The organism is Streptomyces sp. NPDC107575 (genome assembly GCF_055657265.1).
In genome coordinates this window covers 105,696-121,690 of record NZ_JBVKBG010000006.1, presented here as the reverse complement: position 1 = coordinate 121,690, position 15,995 = coordinate 105,696, and the positions used below count along the sequence as shown (strand labels likewise).

Annotated in this window: 10 protein-coding genes and 1 tRNA gene; 9 read left to right on the top strand and 2 right to left on the bottom strand. The window is 71.7% G+C overall.

Annotation, left to right across the window (positions count from 1 at the left end; genetic code table 11):
* Positions 1 to 30 precede the first annotated feature (30 nt).
* From ACZ7L4_RS30045 to ACZ7L4_RS30030, 4 genes are all read left to right on the top strand, one after another.
* The gene (locus tag ACZ7L4_RS30045; RefSeq protein WP_472107537.1) at positions 31 to 2,442 is read left to right on the top strand and encodes a sodium-translocating pyrophosphatase; all 2,412 of its coding nucleotides are present in this window, start codon (positions 31 to 33) and stop codon (positions 2,440 to 2,442) included.
* 252 nt (positions 2,443 to 2,694) lie between these two features.
* Positions 2,695 to 3,276 carry a small secreted protein gene (locus ACZ7L4_RS30040; RefSeq protein WP_472107536.1) on the top strand — a complete coding sequence of 194 codons (582 nt, stop codon included), beginning with the start codon at positions 2,695 to 2,697 and terminating at the stop codon, positions 3,274 to 3,276.
* 178 nt (positions 3,277 to 3,454) lie between these two features.
* The gene (locus ACZ7L4_RS30035) at positions 3,455 to 4,981 is read left to right on the top strand and encodes a DUF7059 domain-containing protein (protein WP_472107534.1); all 1,527 of its coding nucleotides are present in this window, start codon (positions 3,455 to 3,457) and stop codon (positions 4,979 to 4,981) included.
* A gap of 118 nt (positions 4,982 to 5,099) precedes the next feature.
* Positions 5,100 to 5,297: a hypothetical protein gene (locus ACZ7L4_RS30030; RefSeq protein WP_472107532.1), complete on the top strand. Its 198-nt coding sequence runs from the start codon at positions 5,100 to 5,102 to the stop codon at positions 5,295 to 5,297.
* Between the two features lies 1 nt (position 5,298).
* Here ACZ7L4_RS30030 and ACZ7L4_RS30025 read toward each other — a convergent pair whose 3' ends face one another.
* Positions 5,299 to 5,721 carry a DUF2752 domain-containing protein gene (locus tag ACZ7L4_RS30025; RefSeq protein ID WP_472107530.1) on the bottom strand — a complete coding sequence of 141 codons (423 nt, stop codon included), beginning with the start codon at positions 5,719 to 5,721 and terminating at the stop codon, positions 5,299 to 5,301.
* A 3-nt stretch (positions 5,722 to 5,724) separates the two neighbouring features.
* A complete protein-coding gene (locus ACZ7L4_RS30020; protein ID WP_472107528.1) occupies positions 5,725 to 6,306 on the bottom strand; it encodes a TM2 domain-containing protein in 582 nt (193 codons plus the stop codon).
* Positions 6,307 to 6,659: 353 nt separating this feature from the next.
* Between ACZ7L4_RS30020 and topA the strand changes: the two genes are divergently transcribed.
* The 5 genes from topA (at position 6,660) to ACZ7L4_RS29995 (ending at position 15,957) form a co-directional block, all read left to right on the top strand.
* Positions 6,660 to 9,491, top strand: a complete 2,832-nt coding sequence (topA, locus tag ACZ7L4_RS30015; RefSeq protein ID WP_472107526.1) for a type I DNA topoisomerase — start codon at positions 6,660 to 6,662, stop codon at positions 9,489 to 9,491.
* A 104-nt stretch (positions 9,492 to 9,595) separates the two neighbouring features.
* On the top strand, positions 9,596 to 12,685 hold the full coding sequence (gene tmk, locus ACZ7L4_RS30010; RefSeq protein ID WP_472107524.1) for a dTMP kinase: 3,090 nt from the start codon (positions 9,596 to 9,598) through the stop codon (positions 12,683 to 12,685).
* A 134-nt stretch (positions 12,686 to 12,819) separates the two neighbouring features.
* Positions 12,820 to 14,025, top strand: a complete 1,206-nt coding sequence (locus ACZ7L4_RS30005; RefSeq protein ID WP_450810283.1) for a DNA polymerase III subunit delta' — start codon at positions 12,820 to 12,822, stop codon at positions 14,023 to 14,025.
* A 186-nt stretch (positions 14,026 to 14,211) separates the two neighbouring features.
* The gene (locus tag ACZ7L4_RS30000) at positions 14,212 to 15,789 is read left to right on the top strand and encodes an alpha/beta hydrolase (protein ID WP_472107522.1); all 1,578 of its coding nucleotides are present in this window, start codon (positions 14,212 to 14,214) and stop codon (positions 15,787 to 15,789) included.
* A 94-nt stretch (positions 15,790 to 15,883) separates the two neighbouring features.
* A tRNA-Thr gene (locus tag ACZ7L4_RS29995) sits at positions 15,884 to 15,957 on the top strand.
* The last annotated feature ends 38 nt before the right edge of the window (positions 15,958 to 15,995 follow it).

Here is a 15,995-nt window from a genome sequence, read left to right as displayed (position 1 = left end):
TGAGCTCAGTCCAAGCGTCAAGGAGGACGAATGGCGGAGCCCTCTACCCCTGCTACGTTCGCAGCCGCAGTTCTGACCGACGACAACAGATTGATCGTCGTCGTGATCGCCGTCGTCGCGCTCGCGGCGCTCGCCGTCGCCGGGGTCCTGGTGCGCCAGGTACTCGCGGCCGGCGAGGGCACGGACTCGATGAAGGAGATCGCGGGCGCGGTCCAGGAAGGCGCGAAAGCCTATCTGGGCCGACAGCTGCGAACCCTCGGCGTATTCGCCGTCGTGGTGTTCTTCCTGCTCATGCTGCTTCCGGCGGACGACTGGAATCAGCGAGCGGGCCGGTCGATCTTCTTCTTGATCGGCGCGGTGTTCTCGGCCGTCACCGGCTATATCGGAATGTGGCTCGCGGTGCGCAGCAATGTGCGCGTCGCCGCCGCAGCAAGAGAAGCGACCCCGGCGGAGGGCGAGCCGGAAAAGGATCTCACCAGCGTTTCGCACCATGCCATGAAGATCGCTTTCCGTACGGGCGGCGTCGTCGGCATGTTCACGGTGGGACTCGGCCTGCTCGGCGCCTCCTGCGTCGTGCTCGTCTACGCGGCCGACGCGCCCAAGGTCCTGGAGGGCTTCGGGCTCGGTGCGGCACTGATCGCGATGTTCATGCGTGTCGGAGGCGGCATCTTCACCAAGGCCGCCGACGTCGGCGCCGACCTGGTCGGCAAGGTCGAGCAGGGCATTCCGGAGGACGATCCGCGCAATGCCGCGACCATCGCCGACAACGTGGGCGACAACGTCGGAGACTGTGCGGGAATGGCCGCCGACCTCTTCGAGTCGTACGCCGTCACGCTGGTCGCCGCGCTGATCCTCGGCAAGGCGGCCTTCGGCGACGCGGGCCTCGCGTTCCCGCTGATCGTGCCCGCGATCGGTGTGATCACGGCGATGATCGGCATCTTCGCCGTCGCGCCGCGCCGCTCCGACCGCTCCGGGATGAGCGCCATCAACCGCGGGTTCTTCATCTCCGCGGTGATCTCGATCGTGCTGGTGGCCATCGCCGTCTTCACGTATCTGCCGGGGAAGTACGCCGACCTCGACGGTGTGACGGACGCGGCGATCAGCGGCAAGGCGGGCGACCCGCGGATCCTCGCGGTCGTCGCCGTGGCGATCGGCATCGTGCTCGCGGCCCTCATCCAGCAGCTCACCGGCTACTTCACCGAGACGACCCGGCGCCCGGTCCGCGACATCGGCAAGACGTCGCTGACGGGCCCCGCGACCGTCGTGCTCGCCGGCATCTCCATCGGCCTGGAGTCGGCCGTCTACACGGCGGTGCTGATCGGGCTCGGCGTGTACGGGGCGTTCCTGCTCGGCGGTACGTCGATCATGCTGGCCCTGTTCGCGGTCGCGCTGGCCGGTACGGGGCTGCTGACCACGGTCGGCGTCATCGTCGCCATGGACACCTTCGGGCCGGTCTCCGACAACGCGCAGGGCATCGCCGAGATGTCCGGCGACGTCGAGGGCGCGGGCGCGCAGGTGCTCACCGACCTGGACGCCGTCGGCAACACGACGAAGGCCATCACCAAGGGCATCGCCATCGCGACGGCCGTGCTCGCGGCCGCCGCGCTGTTCGGCTCGTACCGGGACGCGATCGTCACGGCGGCGCGGGACGTCGGCGAGAAGGTCGGCGGCGGCGGGCCCATGAACCTGGTCATGGACATCTCCCAGCCCAACAACCTGGTCGGGCTCATCGCGGGCGCCGCGGTCGTCTTCCTCTTCTCCGGACTCGCCATCAACGCCGTCTCGCGCTCGGCGGGTTCGGTGGTCTACGAGGTGCGCAGGCAGTTCCGCGAGCACCCCGGGATCATGGACTACACGGAGAAGCCCGAGTACGGACGCGTGGTCGACATCTGCACGAAGGACGCGCTGCGGGAGCTCGCCACGCCCGGGCTGCTCGCCGTCATGGCGCCGATCGCGGTCGGCTTCACGCTCGGCGTCGGCGCGCTCGGGGCGTATCTCGCGGGGGCGATCGGGACGGGCACGCTGATGGCCGTCTTCCTCGCCAACTCCGGCGGCGCGTGGGACAACGCGAAGAAGCTGGTGGAGGACGGGCACCACGGCGGCAAGGGCAGTGAGGCGCACGCCGCCACCGTCATCGGTGACACCGTCGGTGACCCCTTCAAGGACACCGCGGGCCCCGCCATCAACCCGCTCCTCAAGGTGATGAACCTCGTGGCGCTGCTCATCGCGCCCGCGATCGTGAAGTTCAGCTACGGGGACGACGCGAGCGTGGGCGTGCGGATCGCGGTGGCCGTCGTGGCGCTCGCCGTGATCGTCGGCGCCGTGTACATGTCCAAGCGGCGCGGCATCGCGGTCGGCGGGGACGAGGACGGGAACCCCGAAGGGGCCGGACGGGTGCCGGAGCAGTCGGATCCTGCCGTGGTCTCCACGACACGTACGTGAGGAACATGCGTACGTGACCTGAGTGCACGTCAGAGTGACAACAGGTGGGCGGACAGCCTCTTTTGACGGGCTGTCCGCCCATCGGTCTGTTCTGGCGTAGTTTTCTTACGTCTGCGGGGCGGGCCCTTCCGGTTTCAGTGAGCCTTATCTCTCTTGGTGCAAATGGCTGCTAAAGGTCAATAAAGTGGTCGTATAGGACACCCGGCGTGCGATTGTCGTGTGCGTGGCGTGTAAGTTCCGGGGCCGAGAGCCATGGAAGGGACCAATCCGGTGAACAAGAAGCTTGCTGCCGCACTGTCCGGCGGTGCGGTACTGGTACTGGCGTTGTCGGGCTGCAGCGACGACAGCAACGAGAAGCTCGACTCCTGGGCCAAGCAGGTCTGCGACAAGGTCCAGCCGCAGGCCAAGAAGATCGAGGCCGCGAACACCGCGATCCAGAAGCAGACCTCGGACAACAGCGAACCCGAGCAGGTCCAGAAGACCGACTCGCAGGCGTTCCAGGACATGTCCGACGCGTACAAGGCGATCGGTGACGCGGTCGACAAGGCGGGAGCCCCGCCGGTCGACGGCGGTGACAAGAAGCAGCAGAACGCCGTCAAGGAGCTCGACAAGATCTCGACGTCGTACGCCGACCTGAAGAAGAAGGTCGACAAGCTCGACACGGGCGACCAGGCGAAGTTCGCCGACGGGCTCAAGGACATCGCCGGCCAGCTGGACACGCTGAGCCAGGACGGCAGTGACGCGCTCAAGAACCTTGAGGAGGGGGACGTGGGCAAGGCGATGGCGAAGCAGGAGAGCTGCAAGAGCGCTTCCGCTACGCCTTCGGGGTCCTAGGTTCCGGGTGACCTTTCGCGCCCCCGGTGTTGCGCCATTGCCGCGCTGCACCGGGGGCGCTGTCGTGTTTGCGTGACGCTGCACCGGGGGCTGTGCCCACCCGTTCCGCCGTGCGGAACGCCTGCCCACAGCGGGGCGGAGCGGCTGCCCATAGCGGTGGGAGCGTCACAATGGACGGGTGAGTTCTTCCGCGTTTGTATCGCTGCCCAACGTTGACCGAAACGACGTCGCCCAGTCCCTGCGTGACGCGCTTGTTTCTGCCGAGTTCACCGCCGATGGGCTGCTCGAGCTGCTCGGGGCGTCCGCCTATGCGGCGCTTGCGCGCAGTGAGACCGTGCCTGCCCTGCGGGCCACCAGGGGCGAGCGGCCCCTGGAGACGCTCGTACGGCTGTTCCTGTTGCAGCAGCCCGCGCCGCGGGAGCGGGTCGCCGGGGTGCTGCCGCTCGACGCGTGCCTGGAGAGCGGGTGGCTGCGGGCCGTCGGGGGCGACGAGGTCGCGGCGAGCGTCGACGTACGCCCGTATGGCGGTCCCGAGGGCGAGGACTGGTTCATCGTGTCGGACCTCGGGTGCGCGGTCGGCGGCGCCGGGGGCATCGGCAGCAGCGAGGAAGGCGTCGTGCTCGGGGTCGGCGGGGCGTCCACCACGCTCGCCGGGATCACCGTGCGGACGCCCGTCGGCTCGGCCCTCGACCTCGGCACCGGATCCGGGATCCAGGCGCTGCACGCGGCGCGGCACGCCACGCGGGTGACCGCGACCGACCTGAACCCGCGCGCGCTGCACATGACGGCGCTGACGCTTGCCCTGTCGGGCGTGCAGGCGGCCGAGCTGCGGGAAGGCTCGCTGTACGAGCCCGTGGGCGACGCCACGTACGACCTGGTCGTCTCCAACCCGCCGTTCGTGATCTCGCCGGGGGCCCGACTGACCTACAGGGACGGCGGGATGAGCGGGGACGATCTGTGCCGCTCGGTCGTTCAGGGGGCGGGGGAGCACCTGAACGACGGGGGGTACGCGCAGTTCCTCGCCAACTGGCAGCACGTGGAGGGGGAGGAGTGGACCGAGCGGCTGCGCTCCTGGGTGCCGCGCGGCTGTGACGCGTGGATCGTGCAGCGCGAGGTGCAGGACGTCGCGCAATACGCCGAGTTGTGGCTGCGGGACGCCGGTGACCACCGCGGCGACCCGGCCGAGTACGCGGCGCGGTACGACGCGTGGCTCGACGAGTTCGAGGCGCGCAAGGTGCGGGCCGTCGGCTTCGGCTGGATCACGCTGAGGAAGACCGACGCGGCCGAGCCGTCCGTCGTCGTCGAGGAGTGGCCGCACCCCGTCGAGCAGCCGCTCGGCGACACCGTGCGCGGGCACTTCGAGCGGGTCGACTGGCTGCGGGCGCACGACGACGCGGCGCTGCTCGGCGCGCACTTCAAGCTGGCCGCCGAGGTCGTGCAGGAGCAGGTCGGGCTGCCGGGCGCCGAGGACCCGGAGCACGTCGTGCTGCGGCAGGGCCGCGGGATGCGCCGGGCGACGAAGGTGGACACGGTCGGGGCCGGGTTCGCCGGCGTGTGCGACGGCTCGCTGAGCGCAGGGACGATCCTGGACGCCATCGCCCAACTCATGGGCGAGGACCCGGTGTCGCTGCGCGACCGCACGCCCGCGCAGATCCGGACGCTGGTCGAGCAGGGGTTCCTGGAGCCGTTCACGCCCGTCGACTGAAGCCGGTCGGCCGCTCTTCGCCTTGTGGCGCCCGGGAGTTCATCCGGGGTTCGGCTGCCCGTGTCAGCGTCGCCCGCCTGGGTACCGGAATCGGTCCGTAGCTGGGGGAGGCAAGGCGATGGAGAGTGTTCCCGCGGTGTTCGCAGGCGCGGTGTTCGGATTGTTCGGGGCGGGCCTGCTGACGTGGACCGGGGCGCGCGCGGCGCACCGTGAGCCGGTGGCGTACGGTGCGCGCCCTGTGACGTCGGTGGTGATCGCCGGGGCGGCCGGGGCGGGGGCCCTGGCGCTCGCCGTGTGGTGTTTCGGCCAGGTCTAGGTCAGGTCCAGAGCGCGTTGCGCAGGATCGCCCAGGCCACCGCCCCGGTCAGGATCGCGGCCGCGCCGCGAACCCCGACCGGCGGTGTCCAGCGGCGGCCGCGCAGCCCCTCGTACGTCCAACACCCCAGCAGGGCAAGGGCGAAGGGGGCGGCGAGCAGCAGCGCGCCGTTGTCGTGCCAGGCCATGGCGTACCGGCCGTGCATCAGGTCGTAGACCATCCGCGTCCCGCCGCACGCCGGGCAGAGCAGCCCCGTGGCGAGGCGGAAGGGGCAGCCGGGCAGGACGTGGCCCGGCTCGTGCGGGTCCGTGCCGTACAGGTACAGCGCCGCCGCGGCCCCTGCCGCGAGTACCCCGAGCGGGGCGGCCGCGGGGGCGCCGAGGGCGCTCCTGAGGCGGGCCGTGGGGGACGCGGCGCGGGGCACGGGTCAGGAGTCCCGCAGCATGCGGCCCTGGGCGTCGGTGGCGTTGCCGCCGGCGAGCATCATGATGCCGTCGATCAGGCCCCAGACGCTGCCGACTCCGCAGGTCACGATCGACACGATGAGCTGGGCGACGGCGATGCCGGTGTGGCCGGTGTAGAAGCGGCCCGCGCCGAAGAAGCCGAGGAAGATGCCGAGGAGACCCGCGGCGAGCTTCGTCTTGTCCGAGTACGGACGGCCGTACGGGTCGTAGCCGTAGGGCGCGGCCGGGTCGTAGGGCATGCCCATGCCGGGGCCCATGCCGGGAGCTCCCATGCCAGGAGCGCCCATGCCGGGGCCGGGCGGGGGCGGGTACGCGCCGCCGCCGGCCGGGGCGGAGCCGGGGTAGGGGTAGCCGTAGCCGGGCTGACCGGGCTGGCCCTGCGGCGGCTGGCCGGGCTGGCCGGGAGGCGGCGTGCCGTAGCCGGGCTGCGAGCCCTGCTGCGGGTATCCGTACGGCTGGCCCGGCTGGTCGGCCGGGGGCTGGTTGTACGGGTTCCCGCCCGACGGGTCCTTGGGGGGCTGGCCGTACGGGTTGCTGTCGGACATGTCCGGAAGCTCCTGGATAGTGATGCTGAGGGGACGAGCCGGAGGCTTCCCGCGGGCTCCCCCAGCCGTCCGCCATCTTGTCAGGAAGGGATAAACGGGCGGGTCCGAGGGCACGGGACCGCTGTGCGACAGGGCACGGGACCGCCGTGCAATGGGGAGGGGCCTTGCCGGTCCGGGGGCAGGATCACGAGGAGTCGGGTTACCGTTCCGAGTGGCTGCTGCGTGCTTTTCCCGTTTGACACACCGGCGGGAGGTACCGTCACACTCCGCAGCAGTACCGCGGAAACGGCACGATCCCGCGGGAGCAAGCCATCGACACGGCCCCGAACCGCCGACCGGAGAGAAGAGCGAAGTTGTCCCCGACCAGCGAGACCGCACAGGGCGGCCGCCGACTCGTCATCGTCGAGTCGCCCGCCAAGGCGAAGACGATCAAGGGCTATCTCGGCCCCGGATACGTCGTCGAAGCGAGCGTCGGGCACATCCGCGACCTCCCGAACGGCGCGGCCGAAGTGCCGGACAAGTACACCGGCGAGGTGCGCCGCCTCGGAGTGGACGTCGAGCACGACTTCCAGCCCATCTATGTCGTGAACAGCGACAAGAAGGCGCAGGTCAAGAAGCTCAAGGACCTCATGAAGGAGTCCGACGAGCTCTTCCTCGCAACCGATGAGGACCGCGAGGGCGAGGCCATCGCGTGGCACCTCCAGGAAGTCCTCAAGCCGAAGATCCCGGTCCACCGGATGGTCTTCCACGAGATCACCAAGGACGCGATCCGGTCCGCCGTCGCGAACCCCCGTGAGCTGAACAAGAAGCTGGTCGACGCCCAGGAGACCCGCCGCATCCTCGACCGCCTGTACGGCTACGAGGTCTCGCCGGTCCTGTGGAAGAAGGTCATGCCGCGCCTGTCGGCGGGCCGTGTCCAGTCCGTCGCCACCCGCCTCGTCGTCGAGCGCGAGCGCGACCGCATCGCCTTCCGCTCGGCCGAGTACTGGGACCTGACCGGCACGTTCGGCACCGGCCGCGCCGGTGACCCGTCCGACCCGTCGACGCTGACCGCCCGGCTCTCCGCCGTCGACGGCAAGCGCATCGCGCAGGGCCGCGACTTCGACTCGCTCGGCCAGCTGAAGGCCGGCTCGGCGAACACCCTGCACCTGGACGAGGCGAACGCGCGTGCGCTCGCCGCCGCCCTGGAGCAGACCCAGTTCTCCGTACGCTCGGTCGAGTCCAAGCCGTACCGCCGCTCGCCGTACGCCCCCTTCCGTACGACGACGATGCAGCAGGAGGCCTCGCGCAAGCTGGGCTTCGGCGCGAAGGCGACCATGCAGGTCGCCCAGAAGCTGTACGAGAACGGCTTCATCACCTACATGCGTACGGACTCCACGACGCTGTCGGACACGGCCGTCGCGGCCGCCCGTTCGCAGGTCACGCAGCTCTACGGCAGCGACTACCTGCCGGACAAGCCGCGCACGTACGCCGGCAAGGTCAAGAACGCGCAGGAGGCGCACGAGGCGATCCGTCCGTCGGGCGACCGCTTCCGCACGCCCGCCGAGACCGGCCTGACCGGCGACCAGTTCAAGCTGTACGAGCTGATCTGGAAGCGCACCGTCGCCTCCCAGATGAAGGACGCCGTCGGCAACAGCGTCACGGTCAAGATCGGTGGCACGTCCGCCGACGGCCGCGACGCCGAGTTCAGCGCGTCCGGCAAGACGATCACCTTCCACGGCTTCCTGAAGGCCTACGTGGAGGGCGCCGACGACCCGAACGCGGAGCTGGACGACCGCGAGCGCCGCCTCCCGCAGGTCGCCGAGGGCGACGCCCTGTCCGCCGAGGAGATCTCGGTCGACGGCCACGCCACGAAGCCGCCCGCGCGCTACACCGAGGCCTCGCTCGTCAAGGAGCTCGAAGAGCGCGAGATCGGCCGTCCGTCCACGTACGCGTCCATCATCGGGACGATTCTGGACCGCGGTTATGTCTTCAAGAAGGGGACGGCGCTCGTGCCCTCCTTCTTGTCCTTCGCCGTCGTCAACCTGCTGGAGAAGCACTTCGGCCGGCTGGTCGACTACAGCTTCACCGCCTCCATGGAGGACGACCTCGACCGCATCGCGCGCGGTGAGGCGCAGGCCGTGCCGTGGCTGCGGCGCTTCTACTTCGGTGAGGGCGCCGACGGCCAGGGCGGCGCCGCGGACGCAGGGAACGGCGACGGGGACCACCTCGGCGGCCTCAAGGAGCTCGTGACCGACCTGGGCGCGATCGACGCCCGCGAGGTCTCCTCGTTCCCCGTCGGCAACGACATCGTGCTGCGCGTCGGCCGCTACGGCCCGTACATCGAGCGCGGCGAGCGCGACTCCGAGAACCACCAGCGCGCCGACGTCCCCGAGGACCTCGCCCCGGACGAGCTGTCCGTGGAGTACGCCGAGGAGCTGCTCGCCAAGCCGAGCGGCGACTTCGAGCTGGGCGCCGACCCGGAGACCGGCCGCCAGATCATCGCCAAGGACGGCCGCTACGGCCCGTACGTCACCGAGGTGCTCCCCGAGGGCACCCCGAAGACCGGGAAGAACGCGGTGAAGCCGCGCACGGCCTCGCTCTTCAAGTCCATGGCGCTCGACACGGTGACGCTGGCCGACGCCCTGAAGCTGATGTCGCTGCCGCGCGTCGTCGGCCAGGACGCCGAGGGCGTCGACATCACCGCGCAGAACGGCCGGTACGGCCCGTACCTGAAGAAGGGCACGGACTCGCGCTCCCTGGAGACCGAGGACCAGATCTTCGGGATCACGCTGGAAGAGGCCCTGGAGATCTACTCCAAGCCGAAGCAGCGCGGGCGCGCGGCCGCGAAGCCGCCGCTCAAGGAGCTCGGCACCGACCCGGTCAGCGAGAAGCCCGTCGTGGTGAAGGACGGCCGCTTCGGCCCGTACGTCACCGATGGCGAGACCAACGCGACGCTGCGCTCGGCGGACTCCGTGGAGGACATCACGGCGGAGCGCGGGTTCGAGCTGCTCGCCGAGAAGCGGGCGAAGGGCCCCGCCAAGAAGAAGACCGCGGCCAAGAAGGCGCCCGCCAAGAAGACCGCCGCGAAGAAGACGGCGGCCAAGAAGACGGCCGCCAAGAAGACGACCACGGCGAAGAAGACCGCGGCCAAGAAGACGACGACCGCGAAGACGGCGGCCAAGAAGACGGCTTCCGCGGAGTAGTCGGCCGCCAGGCGGAACGAGTGCCTCCCCGTGATCCGTGCGGGGAGGCGTTCTCACCGGGAACACACCTTCGGTGTGTCAGCGGGTCCCTATAGGCTGGACGAATGACCCGTGCCGAGCAGCCAACGGACCCCAACACGGCCCCAGACGACGCCCTGGTCGCGGACTCCCGAGAGCGTGCGGTGCGCGCCCTGTTGCGCGTACCTCAGTTGAAGCGACTGTGGTCGGCGCAACTCGTCGGCGGAGTCGGCGACGTGATCGGGCTGCTCGTCCTTGTGGTGCTGGCGGTGCAGACGGCCATCCCCGAGGAGTCCTTCGGTGGTGGATACCGGGGGGTGGCCTTCGCCGTCGCCGCCGTGTTCGGGGCGCGGATCCTGTCGACGCTGCTGTTCGGCGCCGTCCTGCTCGGACCGCTGACCCAGCTGACGACGCCGGGCGGGCCGCTCGACCGGCGCTGGACCATGGTCGGCGCCGACGGCGTGCGGGCCGCGCTGCTCATCGTCGCCCCCCTGTGGATCGACTGGCTGCCGGACAACGCGCTGGCGATGCTCCTCGTGACCGCGTTCGTCGGCGGCGTCGCCGAGCGGTTCTGGACCGTCGCCAAGGCGAGCGCGGCGCCCGCGCTGCTGCCCCCGCCGCCGCTGGAGGGCGCGGCCGTCCGGCCGCTGCCCGACCACACGGACGCGCTGCGGCGGCTCTCGCTGCGCACCGGATTCGTCGCCGTGCCGCTCGGCGCGGCCGGCCTCGTCCTCGTGACCCTGGTGCAGAACCTGATCGCGGCGGGCGTCGACTGGTTCGCCTCGCACCAGGTGGCGCTGTCCTCCTACGTGGGGGCGGGTCTCTTCGCCGCCTCCCTGTCGGTCGTGTTCTTCCTCGAACTGCCCGACACGCAGACCCCGCGCGCGCGGTCGCCGCTGGAGGGGCTGCGCAGGCCCAGCACCGGCGGGGCCGTGGACAAGGGCCGCACCGGCGCGATCCGGCTGCTCGTGCTCGCCTGCTCCTGTGTCGCCGGGGCGATCGCGGCGGCCGTCGCGGTGTCCGTGCTGCACGCCAAGGACCTGGGCGGTGGCCCGGTCACCTTCGGCCTGCTCGTGCTCGGCCTGACCGGCGGCACCGTCGTCGGCATCCGCACGGCGCCCAAGGTGCTGCCCCCGCTGTCGCGGCGCCGACTCTTCGCGCTCGCCATCGCGCTCACCGGTATCGCGCTGCTCGCGGCCGGTCTGGTGCCCGACGTGACGAGCGTGATCCTGCTCGTGACGATCGCCGGAGTCACCGCGGGCATCGCGGCCAACACCGGCCACGCGCTGCTCGACCAGGAGACCGAGGACCACCGCCGTGCGCGCACGACCGAGCACCTGCAGGCCGTCGTACGGGTGTGTGTCGCGCTCGGCGCGCTGCTCGCGCCGGTGCTCGCCGCGCTGATCGGGCCGCACCACCTGGAGAGCGGAAAGTTCGTCTTCGCGCACGGGGGTGCCGCGTTCACGCTGATGCTCGTGGGCGCGCTGCTGCTGCCCGTCGCCGCGCTGGTCCTCGCCAAGGCCGACGACCGCAGCGGGGTGCCGCTGCGGCACGACCTGCGGGACGCGGTGCTCGGCGGGAACGACCCGGTGCAGGCCCCGGCCGCGACCGGCTTCTTCATCGCCCTGGAGGGCGGCGACGGCGCGGGCAAGTCGACGCAGGCCGAGGCGCTCGCGGAGTGGATCCGCGGCAAGGGCCACGAGGTCGTCGTCACGCGCGAGCCGGGCGCGACGCCCGTCGGCAAGCGCCTGCGGTCGATCCTGCTCGACGTCTCGTCGGCCGGTCTCTCGCACCGCGCGGAGGCGCTGCTGTACGCCGCCGACCGCGCGGAGCACGTCGACACGGTCGTGCGGCCCGCCCTGGAGCGCGGCGCCGTCGTCATCTCCGACCGCTACATCGACTCGTCCGTCGCCTACCAGGGCGCCGGCCGCGACCTGTCGCCGACCGAGGTCGCCCGCATCAACCGGTGGGCCACGAGCGGACTCGTACCGCACCTGACCGTGCTGCTCGACGTCGACCCGGAGGCCGCCCGCGAGCGGTTCACCGAGGCGCCGGACCGGCTCGAGTCGGAGCCGATGGAGTTCCACACGCGCGTGCGCTCCGGTTTCCTGACGCTGGCGGCGGGCGACCCCGGCCGCTACCTGGTGGTCGACGCCGGGCAGGAGCCCGAGGCCGTCACGACGGTCGTCCGGCACCGGCTCGACATGCTGCTTCCGCTCTCCGAGGCCGAGATCAAGGCGCAGGAGGAGGCCCGCAAGGCCGCCGAGGAAGAGGCGCGCCGCAAGGCCGAGGAAGAGGCCGCCCGCAAGGCGGAGGAGGAGCGCCTGGAGCGCGAGCGCCAGGAGCAGCTCGCCAAGCTGCGCGCCGAGGAGGAGGAGCGCAAGCGCCGCGAGCTGGAGGAGGCGCAGCGCCTGGAGGCCGAGCGGCAGGCCGAGGAGGCCCGGCAGCGCGCCGAGGAGGAGCGCCGCAAGGCCGAGGAGGAGCGGGCCCGCCTCAAGGCGGAGGAGGAGGCGCGCGCCGCCGAGCAGGAGCGGCTCCGCAAGCAGGCCGAGGACGAGGCGCGGCTGCGGGCCGAGGCCGAGGAGCGGCGCCTGGAGAAGCAGCGCAAGGCCGAGGAGGCCCTGCTGCGCGCGGAGGAGGCACGGCGGCTCGCGGCGCAGGCCGCGGAGCAGGCGCAGCGCAGCGCGGGTGCGCCGACCGCGAACCTCCGCAAGGTCGAGCTGCCGAGCGAGGCCCCGGACGACGCGGCCGCGGACGACGCGGTGCCGGACAACGAGACGACGGTGCCGACGCCGATCGTCGACTTCACCAAGGCTCCGGAGCCTTCCTCGGACGCCGCGGAGACCACGGTGCTGCCGCAGTACCGGGACACGGCGGACGCCGAGGAGACGACGCAGCTGCCGCAGCCGCCCGCGCCCGGCGCGGCGGACGAGACGGCGGTCCTCCCGCAGGTGTCCGAGCCGGCGGACCGGGTGCCGAGCGGCTACTTCCGCGACGAGCGGGAGGGGTCCAACGAACGTACGGCGGAGCTGCCGCAGGTCGACGAGAACGGCAGGCCGCGGCGGCCCCGGCCCGACTGGGCGGAGGAGACGCCGCTGGACGACCTGCCGTCGCTTGCGGACGAGCTGCTCGGCGGGCACGAGGACGAGGACGACCGGGGCGGCCGGCGCCGGTAGATCAAGCCCCGCCGGCGCTTGAGGCGCGGGGTCCGGGGCGGAGCCCCGAGGCCCGGGCACGGTTCCGGTGATGTCAGTGGTGACCGGCACAATGGGTTGCGCTGGGATCGGCAGGAGCAAGGGACGGTGGCCGCATGGCCGTATGGGACGACCTGGTCGGTCAGGACCGGGTGATCGCGGAGCTGAGCGCGGCCGCGCGGGACGCGGACGCCCTGGTGACGGCGGCCGCGGCCGACACCCCGCCCCCGGCCGCGTCGAAGATGACGCACGCCTGGCTGTTCACCGGTCCGCCGGGAGCGGGACGGGAGACCGCGGCCCGCGCGTTCGCCGCGGCCCTCCAGTGCGTCAGCCCGGACCGCGCGCTCGGCGGCGCCCCCGGCTGCGGATTCTGCGACGGGTGCCACACCGCGCTGCTCGGTACGCACGCGGACGTGTCGACGGTGGCCGCGGTCGGCGCGGAGATCCTCGTCAAGGACATGCGTGACACGGTCCGCAAGTCGTACACGGCACCGGCGGGCGGCCGCTGGCAGGTGATCCTCGTGGAGGACGCCGAGCGGCTCAACGAGAAGTCGGCGAACGCGGTCCTGAAGGCCGTGGAGGAGCCGGCGCCGCGCACGGTGTGGCTGCTGTGCGCGCCCTCCGTGGAGGACGTGCTGCCGACGATCCGCTCCCGTTGCCGCCTGCTGACCCTGAGCACGCCCGCCGTCTCCGCGGTCGCCGACATGCTCGTACGGAGGGACGGCATCGAGCCGGATGTCGCCGCCGCCGTCTCCCGCGCCACGCAGGGCCACATCGACCGGGCCCGCCGCCTGGCCACGGACCCGCGCGCGCGGGAGCGCCGGGCCGCGGTCCTGAAGGTGCCGCTGCGGGTCGAGGAGGTCGGCGGCTGCCTCAAGGCGGCGCAGGAACTGGTGGACGCGGCCGCCGAGGACTCCAAGCAGCTCGCCGAAGAGGTCGACACCAAGGAGACCGAGGAGCTCAAGGCGGCGCTCGGCGCGCAGAGCGGTGGGCGGATGCCGCGCGGTACCGCCGGGGTCATGAAGGACCTCGAGGACATGCAGAAGCGGCGCCGCACGCGTTCGCAGCGCGACAGCCTCGACCTGGCGCTCACGGAGCTGACGGGGGTCTACCGGGACGTGCTCGCGATGCAGCTCGGCTCGCGGGTGGATCTGGCGAACGTCGAGATCCAGGACACGTTGGAGCGGGTCGCCCGGGGTACGTCGCCGGAGTCGACGCTGCGGCGGATCGAGGCGATCGGGGCGTGTCGCGTCGCGTTGGACGGGAATGTGGCGCCGCTGTTGGCGGTGGAGGCGATGACCATGGCGCTCCGCGCGGGGTAGCGGTCGGGTACCGGGAGCCGTTCCCACGCCACGGGGCGCTGCCCCGGACCCCGCTGCTCAATCGCCGCAGGGGCTGGAAAGATCGGGGCTCCGCCCCGGACCCCGCGCCTCAATCGCCGGCGGGGCTTGAGTTGCCTCGCCGATACGCAATGTGACCAGTCACCCGCGGAGCGTTACGCTCGGCCGATGTACTCCTGGCGCCACCCCCTCACCCCACGCCGCCGACCCGCCGCGCTCGCCGTTGCCGGTGGGTTGCTGCTCGCCGCCATCTCCGCCTGCGCGTCGGGCAGTTCGGGGAGTCCGGGTTCCTCGCTCGCCGCGCTGCCCCGCGCCACGCCGGCCGACCTGGCCCCGTATTACGACCAGACCCCGAAGTGGCACGAGTGCGGCGTGCCCGGATTCGAGTGCGCCACCCTCAAGGCTCCGCTCGACTACGACAAGCCGTCCGCCGGCGACATCGACCTCGCCGTCTCCCGGAAGAAGGCCACGGGCCCTGGCAAGCGTCTCGGCTCGCTCCTGGTCAACCCGGGCGGTCCCGGCGGCTCGGCGATCGGCTACCTCCAGTCGTACGCGGGCATCGGCTACCCGGAGAAGGTCCGCGCCCGCTACGACATGGTCGCCGTCGACCCGCGCGGCGTCGCCCGCAGCGAGCCCGTCACCTGCCTCGACGGCAAGCGGATGGACGCGTACACGCAGACCGACGTCACCCCGGACAACACGGCCGAGCGGGCCCGCCTGACCGCCGCCTACAAGGGTTTCGGCGCCGGTTGCGAGACGTCGAACCGTACGTCCGGCCGGGTCCTGCCGCACGTCTCCACGGTCGAGGCGGCCCGCGACATGGACCTCGTCCGCTCGGCGCTCGACGACGAGAAGCTCAACTATGTGGGTGCCTCGTACGGGACGTTCCTGGGGGCGACGTACGCGGGCCTGTACCCGGATCGGGTCGGCAGGCTCGTCCTGGACGGCGCGATGGACCCCTCGCTGCCCGCGCGCGAGATGAACGAACAGCAGACCGCCGGCTTCGAGACGGCGTTCAAGTCCTTCGCGAAGGACTGCGCGAAGCGCTCCGGCTGCCCCCTCGGCACCGGCACCCCCGCCGCGTCGAGCAAGCGCCTGAAGGACTTCTTCACCACACTCGACCGCAAGCCGATCGGCACCGGCGACGAGCGCGGCCGCAAGCTCGGCGAGGCCCTCGCCACGACCGGCGTGATCGCCGCGATGTACGACGAGGGGGCGTGGCCGCAGCTGCGCGAGGCGCTCACCGCGGCCATGAAGCACAAGGACGGCGCGGGCCTGCTCGCCCTCTCCGACAGCTACTACGAGCGCGACCCCGACGGCTCGTACTCGAACATGATGTTCGCCAACGCCGCCGTGAACTGCCTCGACCAGCCCCCGTCCTTCACCTCGCCGGCCGAGGTCGAGAAGGCGGTCCCCGACTTCGAGAAGGCCTCCCCGCTCTTCGGCGAGGGCCTCGCCTGGGCCTCCCTGAACTGCGGCTACTGGCCGGTGAAGGCGACGGGCGAGGCCCACCGCATCACCGCCGACGGCGCCGCCCCCATCGTCGTGGCCGGCACCACCCGCGACCCGGCGACCCCCTACCGCTGGGCGAAGTCCCTCGCCGCCCAGCTCTCCTCCGGCCACCTCCTCACGTACGACGGCGACGGCCACACGGCGTACGGCCGCGGCAGCGCCTGCGTGGACGGGGCGATCGACGACTACCTGCTCACCGGCACCCCTCCGGCCGACGGAAAGCGCTGCTCGTAGTGCGTGTCCCCTGGTCATAAAGGCTGTACGGAGCACCCCTGTGGAGCGTGTAGGATTGGCGACGTTGCTGACGCACTCCGGTGCGCGTGGCGGCGCCGCCTTAGCTCAGATGGCCAGAGCAACGCACTCGTAATGCGTAGGTCTCGGGTTCGAATCCCGAAGGCGGCTCAGACACAGAACCCCAGGTCGGAATCCATTCCGACCTG

Bases quoted from the DNA above. Each gene is read 5' to 3' on its own strand.
- ACZ7L4_RS30040 (WP_472107536.1), top strand. From the start codon at position 2,695: ATGGAAGGGACCAATCCGGTGAACAAGAAGCTTGCTGCCGCACTGTCC.
- ACZ7L4_RS30030 (WP_472107532.1), top strand. From the start codon at position 5,100: ATGGAGAGTGTTCCCGCGGTGTTCGCAGGCGCGGTGTTCGGATTGTTC.
- tmk (WP_472107524.1), top strand. From the start codon at position 9,596: ATGACCCGTGCCGAGCAGCCAACGGACCCCAACACGGCCCCAGACGAC.
- ACZ7L4_RS30020 (WP_472107528.1), bottom strand. From the start codon at position 6,306: ATGTCCGACAGCAACCCGTACGGCCAGCCCCCCAAGGACCCGTCGGGC.
- ACZ7L4_RS30000 (WP_472107522.1), top strand. From the start codon at position 14,212: ATGTACTCCTGGCGCCACCCCCTCACCCCACGCCGCCGACCCGCCGCG.
- ACZ7L4_RS30045 (WP_472107537.1), top strand. From the start codon at position 31: ATGGCGGAGCCCTCTACCCCTGCTACGTTCGCAGCCGCAGTTCTGACC.
- ACZ7L4_RS30005 (WP_450810283.1), top strand. From the start codon at position 12,820: ATGGCCGTATGGGACGACCTGGTCGGTCAGGACCGGGTGATCGCGGAG.